The sequence below is a fragment of the Streptosporangium sp. NPDC051022 genome (genome assembly GCF_040683035.1).
Lineage (GTDB): Bacteria > Actinomycetota > Actinomycetes > Streptosporangiales > Streptosporangiaceae > Streptosporangium.
The window spans coordinates 25,833-39,974 of the sequence record NZ_JBFBCF010000041.1 but is presented as its reverse complement, the minus strand read 5'-3'; the positions used below and the strand labels follow the sequence as shown (position 1 = coordinate 39,974).

Annotated in this window: 17 protein-coding genes and 1 riboswitch; of the genes, 10 read left to right on the top strand and 7 right to left on the bottom strand. The window is 71.0% G+C overall.

Annotated features, from left to right (window positions below):
- Window positions 1-83: 83 nt before the first annotated feature.
- The gene (locus tag AB0N02_RS41265; RefSeq protein WP_363958912.1) at window positions 84-1,400 is read left to right on the top strand and encodes an LCP family protein; all 1,317 of its coding nucleotides are present in this window, start codon (window positions 84-86) and stop codon (window positions 1,398-1,400) included.
- A gap of 126 nt (window positions 1,401-1,526) precedes the next feature.
- On the opposite strand, the gene AB0N02_RS41260 is transcribed toward AB0N02_RS41265, so the two are convergent.
- Window positions 1,527-2,177: a GPP34 family phosphoprotein gene (locus AB0N02_RS41260; protein ID WP_363958909.1), complete on the bottom strand. Its 651-nt coding sequence runs from the start codon at window positions 2,175-2,177 to the stop codon at window positions 1,527-1,529.
- Between the two features lie 116 nt (window positions 2,178-2,293).
- Between AB0N02_RS41260 and AB0N02_RS41255 the strand changes: the two genes are divergently transcribed.
- On the top strand, window positions 2,294-2,899 hold the full coding sequence (locus AB0N02_RS41255; RefSeq protein ID WP_363958906.1) for a transcriptional regulator: 606 nt from the start codon (window positions 2,294-2,296) through the stop codon (window positions 2,897-2,899).
- 154 nt (window positions 2,900-3,053) lie between these two features.
- On the opposite strand, the gene AB0N02_RS41250 is transcribed toward AB0N02_RS41255, so the two are convergent.
- Window positions 3,054-3,428, bottom strand: a complete 375-nt coding sequence (locus AB0N02_RS41250; protein ID WP_363958903.1) for a cupin domain-containing protein — start codon at window positions 3,426-3,428, stop codon at window positions 3,054-3,056.
- A gap of 192 nt (window positions 3,429-3,620) precedes the next feature.
- Here AB0N02_RS41250 and AB0N02_RS41245 point away from each other — a divergent pair, with 192 nt between their 5' ends.
- The 3 genes from AB0N02_RS41245 to AB0N02_RS41235 all read left to right on the top strand — a co-directional run bounded on the left by AB0N02_RS41245 (window position 3,621) and on the right by AB0N02_RS41235 (window position 6,822).
- Entirely contained in the window at window positions 3,621-3,944 is a 324-nt protein-coding gene (locus AB0N02_RS41245) for a rhodanese-like domain-containing protein (RefSeq protein WP_363958900.1), read from the top strand.
- A gap of 319 nt (window positions 3,945-4,263) precedes the next feature.
- Window positions 4,264-5,133, top strand: a complete 870-nt coding sequence (locus AB0N02_RS41240; RefSeq protein WP_363958897.1) for a hypothetical protein — start codon at window positions 4,264-4,266, stop codon at window positions 5,131-5,133.
- Between the two features lie 230 nt (window positions 5,134-5,363).
- A riboswitch (TPP riboswitch) is annotated at window positions 5,364-5,476 on the top strand.
- Window positions 5,467-6,822 carry a cytosine permease gene (locus tag AB0N02_RS41235; protein ID WP_363958895.1) on the top strand — a complete coding sequence of 452 codons (1,356 nt, stop codon included), beginning with the start codon at window positions 5,467-5,469 and terminating at the stop codon, window positions 6,820-6,822. Its footprint overlaps the riboswitch before it by 10 nt.
- A 120-nt stretch (window positions 6,823-6,942) precedes the next feature.
- On the opposite strand, the gene AB0N02_RS41230 is transcribed toward AB0N02_RS41235, so the two are convergent.
- Window positions 6,943-7,527 (bottom strand): methylated-DNA--[protein]-cysteine S-methyltransferase, encoded by a 585-nt coding sequence (locus AB0N02_RS41230; protein ID WP_363958892.1) that lies wholly within the window; start codon window positions 7,525-7,527, stop codon window positions 6,943-6,945.
- A 124-nt stretch (window positions 7,528-7,651) separates the two neighbouring features.
- On the opposite strand from AB0N02_RS41230, the gene AB0N02_RS41225 reads away from it, so the two are divergent.
- Window positions 7,652-9,523, top strand: a complete 1,872-nt coding sequence (locus AB0N02_RS41225) for a PAS domain S-box protein (protein WP_363958889.1) — start codon at window positions 7,652-7,654, stop codon at window positions 9,521-9,523.
- A 156-nt stretch (window positions 9,524-9,679) separates the two neighbouring features.
- Window positions 9,680-10,129, top strand: coding sequence for an ATP-binding protein (locus AB0N02_RS41220; RefSeq protein WP_363958886.1), 450 nt, complete (start codon window positions 9,680-9,682; stop codon window positions 10,127-10,129).
- A gap of 116 nt (window positions 10,130-10,245) precedes the next feature.
- On the opposite strand, the gene yidC is transcribed toward AB0N02_RS41220, so the two are convergent.
- The 3 genes from yidC to AB0N02_RS41205 all read right to left on the bottom strand — a co-directional run bounded on the left by yidC (window position 10,246) and on the right by AB0N02_RS41205 (window position 11,448).
- The gene (yidC, locus tag AB0N02_RS41215) at window positions 10,246-10,941 is read right to left on the bottom strand and encodes a membrane protein insertase YidC (protein ID WP_363958884.1); all 696 of its coding nucleotides are present in this window, start codon (window positions 10,939-10,941) and stop codon (window positions 10,246-10,248) included.
- Between the two features lie 70 nt (window positions 10,942-11,011).
- Complete coding sequence (locus tag AB0N02_RS41210) at window positions 11,012-11,281, bottom strand: DUF6412 domain-containing protein (protein WP_363958881.1); 270 nt, start codon at window positions 11,279-11,281, stop codon at window positions 11,012-11,014.
- Window positions 11,278-11,448, bottom strand: coding sequence for a hypothetical protein (locus tag AB0N02_RS41205; protein WP_363958878.1), 171 nt, complete (start codon window positions 11,446-11,448; stop codon window positions 11,278-11,280). The genes AB0N02_RS41210 and AB0N02_RS41205 overlap by 4 nt, the downstream gene beginning before the upstream one ends.
- Window positions 11,449-11,578: 130 nt before the next feature.
- Between AB0N02_RS41205 and AB0N02_RS41200 the strand changes: the two genes are divergently transcribed.
- On the top strand, window positions 11,579-12,274 hold the full coding sequence (locus AB0N02_RS41200; RefSeq protein ID WP_363958875.1) for a response regulator transcription factor: 696 nt from the start codon (window positions 11,579-11,581) through the stop codon (window positions 12,272-12,274).
- On the opposite strand, the gene AB0N02_RS41195 is transcribed toward AB0N02_RS41200, so the two are convergent.
- A complete protein-coding gene (locus AB0N02_RS41195) occupies window positions 12,250-12,825 on the bottom strand; it encodes a hypothetical protein (protein WP_363958872.1) in 576 nt (191 codons plus the stop codon). The genes AB0N02_RS41200 and AB0N02_RS41195 overlap by 25 nt on opposite strands.
- A 285-nt stretch (window positions 12,826-13,110) precedes the next feature.
- On the opposite strand from AB0N02_RS41195, the gene AB0N02_RS41190 reads away from it, so the two are divergent.
- Together AB0N02_RS41190 and AB0N02_RS41185 are read left to right on the top strand one after the other, a co-directional pair.
- The gene (locus tag AB0N02_RS41190) at window positions 13,111-13,464 is read left to right on the top strand and encodes an STAS domain-containing protein (RefSeq protein WP_363958869.1); all 354 of its coding nucleotides are present in this window, start codon (window positions 13,111-13,113) and stop codon (window positions 13,462-13,464) included.
- Entirely contained in the window at window positions 13,461-14,141 is a 681-nt protein-coding gene (locus AB0N02_RS41185) for a glycosyltransferase (protein WP_363958866.1), read from the top strand. The genes AB0N02_RS41190 and AB0N02_RS41185 overlap by 4 nt, the downstream gene beginning before the upstream one ends.
- The last annotated feature ends 1 nt before the right edge of the window (window position 14,142 follow it).

The following is a 14,142-nucleotide window of genomic DNA, read 5'->3' as shown; positions in this document are numbered from 1 at the left end:
GCACGCCTGCGTGCGACGGAGTCACGACGTAGCGTCGATAATGACGGTCACATCGTGAGGGCAAGAGGCGGCGGGGAGACGACGTGGGTGACTGGACGGAAGACGACGATCGCACCCGTGCGCTGCGGTCGCCCACGCCCGGGGCGCCCCCGCCGCGAGCCGCCGGCCAGCCCGCCTACCCCGCGCAGGGGGCCGGACGCCACCCGGAGCCGCCCGCGGGCGGCGGGGGACGGCGCGGTGAGGAGCCGCCGGGCGACGCGCGGCTGCGAGGGACCTCCCGGGTCTACGGCAAGCCCAGAGAGGGCTCCGCGCCGGTCAGGCCACTGTCCGGCGCGGCCTCTCCCGAGGGGGCATCCGGAGACCCCGCGCGGTTCTCGGGCGGATCCTCCGGCGGCAGGGGCGGGGGCGGAGGCAGGGGCGGTGGCCTGCGGTCCTGGCGGCCCAAGCGGCCGGGGAGGCTGGCCCTGCGGATCCTCGCCGGGCTGGTGGTCGTCCTGCTCGTGGTCGCCGTCGGCGGATATTTCATGATCAACTCGCGGATGCAGCGGATCGAGGCGCTCACCGACTACACGGGCCGCCCCGCCGACACCCCCGGCACGAACTGGCTGCTGGTCGGCTCCGACAGCCGGGCCGGCCTGACCAAGGCCCAGCGCAAGAAGTTCGCCACCGGCTCGGCCGTCGGCCGCAGGACCGACACGATGATGCTCCTGCACATCCCCGACAACGGCGACCGCCCGACCCTGGTCAGCCTTCCGCGCGACTCCTACGTGCCGATCGACGGCCACGGCCGCGCCAAGCTGAACGCGGCCTACGCCTACGGGGACGGCGGCCCCAAGCTGCTCGCCAAAACCGTCGAGCAGGTGACCGGCATCCGGATCGACCACTACATGGAGATCGGCTTCGGCGGCTTCGTGGGCATCGTGGACGCCATCGGCGGGGTCGAGATCGACGTCAAGCAGGACATCAAGGACCGCAAGGCCGGGATCAATCTGAAGAAGGGCCGTCAGGTGCTGGATGGCGGCACCGCCCTCGGCTACGTCCGCACCCGCGCCACCGGGGCCATCCCCGACTTCGAGCGGACCCAGCGCCAGCGCCAGTTCTTCTCGGCCGTGGTGAAGAAGGCGGCCAGCCCGGGTGTCCTGCTCAACCCCTTCCGGTCCGTCCCGCTCGCCTTCGCCGCGGCCGACTCGGTCGCGGTCGGCGAGGAGACCGGCGCCTTCAACCTGCTCTCCCTCGGGCTGGCCATGGGCGACAACCCGGTGACCACCGTCGTCCCGATCGGCTCGCTGCCGACCATCAACGGCGAGGCCGTCGTGCAGTGGGACCGCGCCAAGGCGCTGCGCCTGTTCGAGGCCCTCGCCCAGGACAAGCCGGTCCCCCAGGACGTTCTCGGCAAGTGACGCCCACGGGGTCCGGGCCGTACGGCACGGCCCGGACCCGGTGACCGGTCACGTCTCCCCCGGCGGACGACGGCCCGGCCGGAGCCGGCACCTCGCCTGCCACGGCCCTTTCGCCGGTCCCGGTGATCAGCCGGAGCCGGCGGTGGCGGCGACGGCCCCCGCGATCACCCCGGCCATGACGGCGGCGTTGACGGCGGCGATGGTCCTGGCGACGGCGTCGCCCGCCCAGTTGCCTTCGACGATCTCCTTGACGCGCTCCTTGCTCACGCCGGGGAACGCCTTACGGTCGATCTTGGCTGCGTGCAGGACGGCGATCAGCACGGCGACCCGCTCGTCGGGGACGGCCCCGGCCAGCACGCTCTCCACGCGCTCGCGGACCTCCCGCTCGACGCTCGGGTCGAGCTCCGGATAGCGGGTGCTGGGGAAGATCCCGAGGATCTTGCGCCGCTCCTCGCCCAGCACGCCCCGCTCGGCCAGGGCGGACAGCAGACGCTTGCGGAGCCCGCCCGAGTGGAGTTTGCCGACCCACCAGTCGGGCTTGCGCTCCTTGGGGTCGGCGGAGATCCGGGCCAGCGCGGCGTCCAGTTCCTCGTTTCCCAGGGGGGCGGAGTTCAGGACGGCGACCTTCTTGCCGTCCAGGTCGATCCGTCCGTTGAGGGCCAGCTCGGCGAGAAGGGAACCGCCGAGTGCGGCGTCCAGCTCCGTCGAGCCGACCAGTTGCCTGCCCTCCTCCTCGCTGTGGGCGAGCAGGAGGACTTCCTCGGCGATGGTCGTCATTCTCCGACTCTATGGCGCGGACACCGCCGACACGGCGTGCGGGACCGTGGGGGCCGGGCGGTCGCCCGGTGGCCTCCCCGGGCGGCGCCGCGCCGGCCTGAGAGAATGCTCGTCCTATGAGCATCTCCGCGGAACTCCACACCATCGGCCGCCCCCTCGTCGACGTGCAGCTCGCCCACCCGACGGTGGTGGGCATCGCCAGGGGTGACCTGGCCGAGCCGGTGTTCCGGTCGTGGCTCGAACAGGACTACCTGTTCCTCCTGGACTACGTGCGGGTGTTCTCCCGGCTGGCCTGGCAGGCCCCGGACGGTCACCTGGGCGATCTGGTCGATCTCGCCCACGCCACCTTCCACGAGGAGCTGGACCTGCACCGCTCGCTGTCGGCCGAGTTCGGCGCGAAGCTCGGCGAGGCGCGGAAGGGGCCCGCCTGCGCCGCCTACACCTCGTTCCTGCTCGACTCCGCCGCGACCTACGCCGACGGCCTGGCCGCGCTCTACCCCTGCATGTGGGGCTACTCCACCCTCGGGCGCGTCCTGGCGGAGAACCCGCCCGCCGAGCCCCGCTACCGGGCCTGGGTCGACACCTACGCCCACCCCGGCTTCGCCGAGCTGACCGAGCGCATCGCCGTGATGATCGACGAGGCCGTCTCCGACCTCGACAGGGCGAAGCGGCTGTTCACCGAGGGCATGCGCCACGAGATCGCCTTCTGGGACGTGCCCTGACCTCGCCCGGGGCGCGCCGCGGCGCACCCCGCCCTCCTCTTCCCGGGTCTCCCGGGGCTCTTGCCGGGGCGTGACCCCCGTTCTTCCCGGGCCGTGACCTCCGCCGCCTTTCTGGCGGGGGTCACGGCCGTACGGCCGGCGCGTCCACGGTGGGTCACTGGGCCCACGGCGGCAGGATGGTCCGGCCGTCGAGGGTCGCCTTGATCCCGGCCGAGGTGCACACCGTGGCGGTGGCCCGCTCCGTCGGCGAGGCGTTGCGGATCGAGAACGGGGTGTCCGGTGCGACGATCAGCGCGTCTCCCGCCTCGATCACGTACTCGACGCCGCCGACGGTGCCGATCATCCGCCCGGAGTGGGCGACGAACACCTCCTCGCGATCCACGGTGTGCTCCAGGCTCGTCATGCCGGGCGCCATGTCGATCGACCAGACGGCCAGCTCCGCCGAGCCCCGGGAGGGGACGGCCAGCGAGCGGACGGTCATGCCGCCGTTGTCGAAGACCGGGGCCCCGGCCAGGTCCGCGATGGTCATGGATCCTCCAGATGGTAAACCTTGTTGTCTTTCTCAGAAGGTAAACCAGGTTGTCTATCTCGTCAACGGGTGAGGGGACAAGTGGGGCGAAGTCCGCGTGCCTGCATACGGTCCGTGGCCGCTTGTGGACGAGATAGGGCCGGTCGGAGGGCTTTGTTCCCCATTGGTCGAGGGACTTGGAACAATGAGGACATGAGTGTTCCTGAGGTCGAGGCGCAGGCCGTGCCGGACGGCGCGTTCCTGCTTGACGTGCGCGAGAACGACGAGTGGCGGGCGGGTCACGCGCCCAGTGCCGTCCACATCCCGCTGGGCGAGTTGCAGGCTCGCGTCGGTGAGGTGCCGAAGGACGCGCCCGTCTACGTGGTCTGCCGTGTCGGCGGTCGTTCCGCGAACGCGGCCGCCTGGCTCAACCACGTCGGCTGGGACGCGATCAACGTCGGCGGCGGCATGCAGTCGTGGAGCTTCGCGGGCCGCCCCATGGTCAGCGAGAGCGGCCAGGACCCGTTCGTCGCCTGAGCTCCCGGCGCCGGACCGGCGGAGTCGCGACGTCCGCTCCCCGCGAGCGGTTTCCCGGGTGTCCCGTCCGGCCCTCACGCGGCTGTCACCCGGTCGTGCCGCCTCGGGTCGCGACCGAGACGCTGAGGGCGGGCGGTGAGACGAACGGCTGTCGAGAGACGGACTTCGGGGACCCGGTGCCGGGCCGGCTCGTGGGGCTTCTGTTTCCCCGGGCAGGGGGTATGTTCCGGAGGCCGTACGGGCTGGCTTCACGGAGGGTGCCGACGGCGGCCGATACCTTGCGTCAACCCGCGCGACACGACATAAAGGAGTGCTCATCGTGACACCCGAGACGGACCCGGCGACCGACCTCGGCGGGTGGGGTGCCGCGCTGGCCGGTGCCTTCGAGATACTGCTCGGTGGAAAGCCGGCCGTCGACCCCGCCGCCGGATACGGGGTGTATTACGCCTCGGACCCCCTCGACGAGTTCCTGTTCCCGAATCCCTGGGCCACCCCTGACGCGCTGTCAGGCCGGGAGCCCAGGCACCTTCCGGATTCGGACGGTGAGTACCCCTTCTCCCCTTGGACATGGCGGTTCGACCTGAGCGAGTCGCTGTTCCGCTTCGACGCCGAACTTCTGGCAGGAACGGGACCGTGGGGCGACGGCGGCCACAAGGGCCCCCGGCCGTTCGACGACGCCTTCGTCGCCGACCTGCGGGTCGTCTCCTCGGTCGACGAGGCCGGTGAAGCGCTGGTGCACGGCGCGGAGCTGGGACCGCTCCTGGGCCGCCATGGCGTCGACCTGACCGACGAGAAATCCAGGAAACTGAACAGCTGGCTGACCGTGCTGCTGCGTGTCGCCACCGACGGCACTCTCACCGATGCGATGCGGGCCGCCACGTTCACCGAGCGCGGCCCCGAACACCTGGTGTCGATTCACGACGTGGACGACGCCTGCTCCGCCGACGAGCCCTGGGAGGAAAGGCTGAGCGCGGTCACGCATCCCGCGCTCCGCGACCATCTCCGCATGCTCTGCCTCGCCGAGGACGACGCGCGCAGCAAGGGCGGCTTCTACTGCGGCACCGGCCACTGGCCGTGGACCGATGTCCTGGAGGCGGCCGGCTGCTCCCTTGTCGCAGGCTGGGGGTTCGGCGAGTCCCAGGCCGGTACCGCCGTCGTGCGACTGCCGGACAAGCCGGGAGCACGCTGAGCACGCCGCTTCACAAGCTCTCACCGAGAACACCTCGGCGGGGAATCAGCGTCTCCTTCGGGCGACTCTCCCGACCCGGGCGGCCCTGGGGCATGTCGAGGGCGCTCAGCCAGCGGACGGGGGGATGCGGCGGGCGCGCCGTGCCATGTCCCTCGCCAGGGGGGTGGTAGCCGAGATCGGGCAAATGGTGCATCATTGGGGCGCGAACCGGGCTGATCCCGGTTCGGCACGTAAGCCAACGCGGGAGCTCGGGGCAACCGGGCTGAGAGGGCAGCTACCGCCGCTGCCGACCGCATGAACCTGTCCGGGTAATGCCGGCGTAGGGAGCACGTCGTGACGTCTGACGTCATTCATTCCAAGCATGCCGAGGCACCCCTCACCCTCGACCAGGCTCCTCCGAAAACCCTCGGCATGCTCGACCAGGGCGCGTTCTGGGCCAACCTGGGCGTCAGTCTGCTCGGGTTCTCCTTCGCGCTCTTCCTGATCAACCCGTTGCTCGACGACAACCCGCTCACCTTCGGCGCGGCACTGCTCGCCGCCCTCGTCGGCAGCCTCATCGGCACCGCGATGGTCGGCCTCGCCGCGGTCCCCGGGGTACAGACCGGCCGGCCCGCGATGGTACTGCTGCGCGGGCTGTTCGGCGCGAAGCTCTCCTACGTCCCGACCGTGCTCAACATCATCCAGATGATCGGCTGGGGCGCGTTCGAGCTGTGGGTGGTCGCGATGGGCGCCCAGGCGATCTTCGGCTCCTCCGTCCCCTACGCGGTCTGGGCGATCGCGGCCGGAGCGCTGACGACCGCGCTGACCATCTACCCGCTGGGTGCCATCAGGCTCCTGCGGCGGTTCGTCACGGTCGGCGTGGTCATCTCCATCGCCTGGTTCGCGGTGATCTTCCTGCGCGACACCCCCGCCCAGAGCGGCGGCTCGTGGGACGCCTTCGCCGCGGCCGTGGACTTCGTGGTCGCCCTGTCGGTCTCCTGGGTCCCGGTGGCCGCGGACTACGCCCGGCACTCGCGTTCCACCCGGGCGGCCTTCACCGGAGTCGTCGGCGGCTACACCCTCGGTCAGGTGGCCTGCCTGGCCGTCGGCGTCTACGCGGTGGCGCTCGCCGGGCACGGCGCGGTGCAGAACGAGCCGACCGCCGTGTTCGCGCCGTTCGTCGCGGCTCCGCTGGGCGCGCTCTTCTTCGGGATCCTCGTGCTGCGCGAGACCGACCAGTCCTTCGCCAACGTCTACTCGACCGCGATGTCACTGCAGAACCTGATGCCGAAGGTGGACCGCCGCGTCTTCTCCGTGGCCATCGGCGTACTGACCACGGCCGTCGCCCTCGTCGTCGACGTGAACTCCTACGGCGCCTTCCTCAGCATCATCGGCGCGGTGTTCGTGCCGATGCTCGGCGTGCTGGCGGTGGACTACTTCCTGCTCGGCGGAGGCAGGGACTGGGACACCTCACAGGACGCGCCCTCCCGCTGGCTCATGGTGCTGCCGTGGGCGCTGGGCTTCGTCACCTGGTGGCTGCTGGCGGCCTCCTCGCAGGTGTCCTGGTGGGCGGCGATCTGGGACGGTGTCAGGGACGCCGTCGGATTCACCCGGCAGCCCTGGATGAGCGCGTCCGTCGGCGCCTTCCTCGTCGCCGGCCTGGTCACGCTGGCCCTGGGAGCGCTGCGCCGCCGTCCGTCCGGACCGTGACAGGCCGTGGGACACCGTGGGACACCGGGGGACACCGGGGGACACGGGGGGACACCGAGGGGCCCGGTGATCCGGGAGGCAGGGCGGCAGACCGCGGGAGGCCGGGAGCCGTTCTCCCCGCTACGAGAGGCGGGGGGAACGGCCTCCGGCCGTTCTCTCGACGCGCAGCAGCCGTTCCTTGGCGGTCGGGCCCCCCGCGTAACCGCCCAGGACGGCCTCGCTCTCGACCACCCGGTGGCAGGGCACGATCACGCAGACCGGGTTGCTGCCCAGCGCGTTGCCGACCGCCCGCAGCGCCCGCGGCCTGCCGATCCGCTCGGCGATCTCGCGGTAGGTGGTCACCGTCCCGTACGGCACCGCCAGCATCATCTGCAGCACGGTCCTGGCGAACGGGGTCGCCAGCTGCAGGTCGATCGTGATGGTGAAGGCGCGGAGCCTGCCGGAGAAGTAGGCGTCCAGCTCCCGGCGGACCGGATCGAGCCGCCGGGGGTCGGGCCCGATGAACGAGCCGACCGCCCTGCTGACGCGTTCGAAGATGACGTGCTCGTTCTCGTAGCTGCACGCCACCACGCCCCGGTGCGTCACCGCGAGGGTCAGCCGTCCCACCGGGCCGTCGAGGGTGCCGAACGCGATGTCCGGGTGCGCGCTCCCCATGTAGGTGGGCGAGGTCACCCGAAGCAATGCGTCGAGGTCGCCGGATGACATGGCCCCACCCTTCGGTATCCAGGCGTGTGGTCACCGCAGCGTATCGGACGGATCCCCCCAACGAGTGTCAGCACATGCGGACGAAGTGCCAAGATCAGGCCAGTTGACACGGCACTATGGATGTGTGGGTGACGACAGGGCCGAAAGTGACGAGGGCATCGGCCGGGCGGTCGTCGCCGGTGCGCCCAACGCGATAGTCGCCCTGGACCGAGATCAGACGGTCCTGGTGTGGAATCCGGCCGCCGAGCGTCTGTTCGGCTGGTCGGCCGCGGAGATGGTCGGACGCCGTGCTCCGGTGGTGCCCGAGGAGCTGACGGCCGAGCACAACGCCGTCCTCGAACGGGTCCGTACCGGCGGTCAGGTCTCCCTGCGGACCAAGCGTTTCCGCCGGGACGGCAACCTGCTGGACGTGCGGGTCGACACCAGCGCGCTGCGCTCCGACGCCGGCGCGCTGCTGGGCTACGTCAGCGTCTACCACCTGGTCCAGGACGACGAGAGCGCCCAGGACCGGGTGGTCCGCAGGGCGCGGCTCGTGCGCAGGCTCACCGACGTGGTCGCCGACATCAACGCCGAGCGGGAACTGCCCGCGGTGCTCGACCGGATCGCGGCCAGCCTCACCGAGCTGACCGGGGCGGACGCGGGCGGGTTCGTGCTCATCGAGGGCGACCGGCTGCGCCTGGTGGCCAGTCACCGGCTTCCCGAGTCGCTGCGCGACTCGACCGCCCACATGCGCACCAGCCTGGTGGGCAAGCTGCTGCGCACCGGCAGGACCGTGATGCTGGAGACCGGGGACCAGGCCCGCCTCGACGAGCTGATCTGGTCGCAGCTTCCCGGCCTGCACACCATCGCGCTCGGTCTGGCGGCGGTCGGCGGCAGGCCGTACGGCGCGCTGTACGCCCTGTTCGCCAAGCACAAGGCCGGGCACGTGGAGCTGGAGCTGCTGGAACTGCTCGCGGGGCACGCCGGGATCGCCGTCGGCAACGCCATGGCCTACCAGGAGGTCGTACGGCAGCGCGCCCACCAGCGGGCGGTGTTCGACGCCAGCGCCGACGGCATCGCCGTGCTCGACGTCCGGGGCCGGATCATCCAGTGGAACCCGGCGGCCACCGAGCTGACCGGCTTCGACGCGGGCGAGGTGATCGGCGGTCCGCCGCCGTTCCCGCTGCCGGAGCCGGGCGACAAGCTCACCCTGCAGCTCCCCTCCGGCGCCTGGCTGGACGTGCTCTGCGCGGAGATCGTGGAGACGGGCGAGATCGTGGTCGACTTCCGCGACGTCACCCGGGCCAAGGAACTGGAGGAGGCCAAGGACCTCTTCCTCGCCACGACCAGCCACGAGCTGCGCACCCCGATCACGGTGGTCCAGGGCTTCGCGGGCACCCTCGACGCGCGCTGGGACGGGATGGCCGACACCGAGCGCCGCGCCGCCGTGCACATCATCGCCGAGCGGGCGCGCTCCCTCGGCAAGCTCATGGACAACCTCCTGCTGGGCTCACGCGCGGGGGCAGGAGAGCTCATGCTCAGGATCGAGGGAATCGACCTGGGCGAACTGCTCCGGGCCGCCACGCTGGGCCTGCCGGTTCTGTCCGATGTGCATAGAGTTGAGGTAATTGTCCCTGAAAACCTGCCCCCGGTATCCGGTGACGCACTCGCCACCGATATCGTGCTGGGCCAGTTACTGGAGAACGCGTTCAAATATTCACCGGACGGTGGCCTGATCAGGGTTGAGGCTTGGGCGGACGGTGACTGGGTGGTAGTCGTGGTGGACGACGAGGGGGTGGGCATAGCGCCGGCGAGCCGGGAGCGGATCTTCGAGCGTTTCGTCCAGGTGGACAGCGGCGACCGCCGCCGGTTCGGCGGAGTCGGTCTCGGTCTGTACATCGTGCGGAGCCTGGCTCGCGCGCAGGGCGGAGAGGTCTCGGCGCATCCCCGTCCCGGAGGCGGTACCAGGATGCGGCTGGCACTGCGCATTGCCGACACGCCGGGCGCCCTTACCTGACCGACACGCCGATCCGGTAACGAGCCGGTAACGGATGAGCTGATCTATTGTCGAATGTACACAAGCTGTAATTGGTGCTCGGTTTCTAAGACCGGCCAACGGGGCATTTCGGTCGTACTGGGGTGTGTTCCTCAGGGGGAACAGGGATACGGGGAGGTGAGTGCGTCGAGCGTCGTGTTGTTGCCCTATGCACCGTCCAGCGTCGCTGTCGCACGCCAACGCCTCTGCTCTGACCTGCAGGAATGGGGAGTCTACGAGACCGCGATAGACGACGCGGTCCTCGTGGTGAGCGAGCTGCTGAGCAACGCGCTCAGGCACGCGCATCCGTTGCCGTCCGGACAGATCAGAGTGGCGTGGCGCTGGACCGACGAGCACGTGGAAGTAGCGGTGAGTGACGGCGGGGCCGCCACGGAACCGCGGGCGGGACGTCCCACGCTCTCCTCTCTGGGGGGCAGGGGACTCGGTATCGTCGAGTATCTGGCCGCCAGCTGGGGGGTCAGACACGAGGGTGAGATCACCACGGTCTGGGCGGTGGTCACGACCGTGAGCACGGTGAGTAACGGCAAGGTTTCCGTACCCGAACCCGCGCTGCGGGAGTGCGGATAGGCCGTGTCCCGCCTCCTGCGATGAGGCGGGACACGATCTCCTGTCCCTGAGAGACGTTCCTTTGCCCCGGAAGCCCACTTCACGAACACTCGCGGGCCGCCCGTGAGAACCTCCGGTCAGTGCCCCGCGAGCGCGGGACGGTACAGCACCGCCCTCTCCCCGGCGGTCCACGCCGTCGTGACCAGCAGGTAGAGCCCGGCCGCCAGCGGCAGCACGGCCGCGGCCAGGATCGTGGCGAACGGCAGCAGCGGCATCATCGTGCGCAGCGCCCCCGGCCGGACCTCCTCGCCCATCGTCCGCCGGATCCGCCGGGACGTGACCAGCGCCACGGCCAGCAGCAGCGCGAAGAGACCGGCGAAGACCAGCGTCGGCCCGCTGATCAGGCCGAATCCGGCCACCGCCCCCGCGAGCTGCTGTCCCAGCGGCACGCCGAGCAGGCCGTGGGTGAGGAGCGCGTTCGCGTGACCGGCGATCGTCGAGGAGACGAAGACCCGATACATGACCATGAAGAACGGCGCCTGCGCCAGGCCGGGCAGGACGCCTCCCAGCGGCGAGACCTTCTCCTCGGCGTAGAGCGCGTTCACCTCCTGGTACAGCCGCGCCGGATCGCGGTGGTACCGCCCGCGCAGTTCCTGGATTCTCGGCGCGAGCCGGGCCTGGACCCGGGCACTCCTGGCCTGCATCACGCTGAGCGGGAGCAGCAGCAGCCGGACGGCGACGGTGAACACGACGATCGCCGCCGCGGTCGAGCCGAGGGGGTGGGCGAGTGAGGTGATGAGACCGGCGGTGAACGTGATGACGGGGTCGAACATGGGCGGCCCTTCTGAGCGGGATGGAATCAGCACAGAAGGCGCCCGCGCCGGCGGACGTGGGCCTGCTCGGCTACGCGGGCGCCGGGCCCGCGGAAGGCGCTCTCGGCCGCGACCGCCCCGCCCCGTCGGGGTCGCGCTGGCGGACGAACATGATCCGCCCGGCCCGCTCCCGCCGGGACAGCGGCGAGGGGCGTTCCGTTCGGGAGGCGGCCGGGACCCCGCGCAGCGCCCAGGCGAGCAGGAGCACACCCAGCCCGATGACGGCGGCGGCCGTCACGGCGCCGCCGCCGCCGCCGAACATCCAGGCGAACAGCGTCTGGACGGCGAACAGAGTGTTCACTTCTTGGAGAACCGGCCCGCCACCGTGACCGCGGCGACGACCACGAAGGCCACGACCGCCAGCACGAGGACGAACTTCAGCAGCCCGAAGAGCGCGGGCAGCACGAGCCCGAAAACCACGTAGAGCGCGAGGATCGCGCCCACCACGGCCAGCACGGTACGAGTCATGCGTGCCACCGTACGTCCACGGGCTGCCCGGCGCGCGTCCGAACCATAACGATCCAGTCCTGCCCCGGCGATCCTCACGGAGTGGTGACGCACGGTGGCGCCGGTCGTGGACGGGCCTACCGTGGAAACCATGAGCGCGCGGATTCTGCTGGTCGAGGACGACCCGACGGTGGCCGAGGTCGTGACCCGCTACCTGGAGCGCGACGGTCACCTGGTCGAATGCGTCGGGGACGGCGCGGAGGCCCTCGGGCGCGCGCTGGCCGGCCCGCCCGATCTGCTGGTACTCGACCTGAGGCCGTCCGAGACGGACGGTCCGCAGATCTGCAGGAAGCTCAGGGAACGCTGGCCGGTCCCCGTGATCATGCTGACCGCGCTCGGTGAGGAGACCGACAGGATCGTGGGCCTGGAGATCGGCGCCGACGACTACGTCACCAAGCCCTTCAGCCCCCGCGAGCTGGCCCTGCGGGTGCAGTCCGTGCTGCGGCGGGCGCGCGACGCCTCGGCGCCGGCGGGCACCGGGGTGCTCAGGGACGGGGACCTGACGGTCGACGTCGGCGCCCACGAGGTACGGCTCGGCGAGGCCGAGGTCACGCTGACCGCCCGCGAGTTCGACCTTCTCACCCACCTGATGCGCAACCCCCGGCAGGCCTTCAGCCGCCCCGCGCTGCTCGACCAGGTCTGGGGCTGGTCCTTCGGCGACTCCTCGACGGTGACCGTCCACGTGCGCCGGCTCCGCGAGAAGATCGAGCGGGACCCGACCGCCCCCCGGCGCATCGTCACGGTGTGGGGCGTCGGATACCGCTACGAACCCCTGGCCGTGCCGTGATCCCTGTGATCCCCGTGATCCCTGTGATCCCCGTGGTCGCGACGACCGTCGCGGAGCCGCTCGCCGGGGCCGAGGGGGTACGGCCGGCGGGCGAGGCGGTCCGGGCGGTCCGGGTCCGGGCGGTCCGGGTTCGGGCGGTCCCGGTCCGGGCCGACGCCGGGAAGCTCTCCCGGGCCCTGGGCGACCGCCGGGCCGCCCTCGTGGTCGGGCTCGACGCGCTGGCAGGAGGTCGGGGCTGGCGGGGCGCAGAAGGACTCGGCCATGGCGCGGAACGTCGGGCACGGCCAGCGCCACATGCAGCTGCGGCAGCGCAGGATCGGGTTGGCGGTGTCGCTGGTGATGCCCCCCGCGTCGCGGGGCTGGTGCAGGTCGAGCAGCCTGACCCCGAGCGCGGCGAAGCCGAGCAGCTCCTCTCGGGCGCCTTCGAGGAAGTCGAGGTCCTCGCTCGCCAGACGGGTTCTGATCGGGACGTATCCCTCACGGTTCACCAGGCCGCGCAACGAGTTGGCCGCGTCGTGCCAGGACGTGGCCTTCTCGGTGCGAGTGATCATGGACTCCAGGTGCTCCCGGAGTCGCTGTCGCTGGGGATCCTCTGGAAGGTCGGTGTTCATCGCTGTGTTCGAGCCCGTTTCCACTCAACGGCCGCCGCTGCCGTAGCGCAGGGACGGCCGGGAGATTCCGGGTCTCCCCCCTTTCCGGCTAAGCCGGTATCGCTCAGAGTCAAGTTTTGCGCACTCTGGGTTTCCTTGGAGGCCAAACGGGGGACAAAGGGCCGGCGACTCGTGGTCTGACGGGAGAACGTGACCAGTTGCCTTCGCGCCGCTAGTGTGCCCGCTGTGGAGCTAAAAGTCTCAACTCGATCACATGCCGGGCACACCGTCATGGCCATTACTGGCGAAATCGACCTATATACCGCTCCTGGCCTGCAGGCCGAGTTCGCTCGGCTGCTCCAGGAGAGCTCGGCCACCAACGTGGTCATCGACATGTCCGGCGTGGAGTTCTGCGACTCCACCGGGATGAACGTGCTGCTGTCGGCGCTCAAGCGACTGCGAGAGCGCGGCGGCGCCCTGGAGCTGGCGGCCCCCCGGCCGGCCGTTCGTAAGATTCTCCAGGTCACCGGCCTCGATTCGGTGTTCACCGTGCACGAGGCGATGCCCGAGAAGCTGCTGACGGTCAAGCGGCAGGCATGACCGGCACGGCGGTGATCATCCCGGCCAAGGACGAGGCGGACCGGATCGGCGCCACGGTGGCCGCGGCCCTGGCGCTGTCCGGCGTCGATCTCGTCGTGGTCGTGGACGACGGCTCGGCCGACCAGACGGGCCGGGTGGCCAAGGCGGCCGGGGCCCGCGTCATACGGCACAGCCGAAACCGGGGCAAGGCCGCCGCGATGGAGAGCGGGGCGGAGGCCGTGCGCCTGCTCGACGGGGAGACGCCCCGGAACCTCCTGTTCCTGGACGCCGATCTCGGAGAGACCGCGCGGGCGGCCGAGCCCCTCATCAAGCCGGTCATGGCGGGCGAGGCCGACATGACCATCGCGGTGTTCGTCACCCGGGTGAAGCTGGGCGGTCACGGGTTCGTGGTGAAGCTGGCCCGCCGGGGCATCGAGCGCGCGACCGGCTGGACACCCGCCCAGCCGCTCAACGGCCAGCGCTGCCTGACCAGGACGGCCTACGAGGCGGCCCGGCCCCTGGCCCGCGGGTTCGGCGTGGAGACGGCGCTGACGATCGACCTGATCCGCAGGGGATTCCGGGTGCGGGAGGTCGAGGTGGAGATGGCGCACCGGGCCACCGGCACCGACTGGAGGGCGCAGCTCCACCGGGCCAGGCAGTTCCGCGACGTCGCCTGGGCGCTGCTGGTCCGCGGATAGC

Excerpts from the sequence above, each read along its gene's own strand:
- AB0N02_RS41260 (WP_363958909.1), bottom strand. The coding sequence starts at position 2,177 with ATGACGACCATCGCCGAGGAAGTCCTCCTGCTCGCCCACAGCGAGGAG.
- yidC (WP_363958884.1), bottom strand. The coding sequence starts at position 10,941 with ATGTTCGACCCCGTCATCACGTTCACCGCCGGTCTCATCACCTCACTC.
- AB0N02_RS41185 (WP_363958866.1), top strand. The coding sequence starts at position 13,461 with ATGACCGGCACGGCGGTGATCATCCCGGCCAAGGACGAGGCGGACCGG.
- AB0N02_RS41200 (WP_363958875.1), top strand. The coding sequence starts at position 11,579 with ATGAGCGCGCGGATTCTGCTGGTCGAGGACGACCCGACGGTGGCCGAG.
- AB0N02_RS41255 (WP_363958906.1), top strand. The coding sequence starts at position 2,294 with ATGAGCATCTCCGCGGAACTCCACACCATCGGCCGCCCCCTCGTCGAC.
- AB0N02_RS41195 (WP_363958872.1), bottom strand. The coding sequence starts at position 12,825 with ATGATCACTCGCACCGAGAAGGCCACGTCCTGGCACGACGCGGCCAAC.
- AB0N02_RS41230 (WP_363958892.1), bottom strand. The coding sequence starts at position 7,527 with ATGTCATCCGGCGACCTCGACGCATTGCTTCGGGTGACCTCGCCCACC.
- AB0N02_RS41245 (WP_363958900.1), top strand. The coding sequence starts at position 3,621 with ATGAGTGTTCCTGAGGTCGAGGCGCAGGCCGTGCCGGACGGCGCGTTC.
- AB0N02_RS41250 (WP_363958903.1), bottom strand. The coding sequence starts at position 3,428 with ATGACCATCGCGGACCTGGCCGGGGCCCCGGTCTTCGACAACGGCGGC.
- AB0N02_RS41205 (WP_363958878.1), bottom strand. The coding sequence starts at position 11,448 with ATGACTCGTACCGTGCTGGCCGTGGTGGGCGCGATCCTCGCGCTCTAC.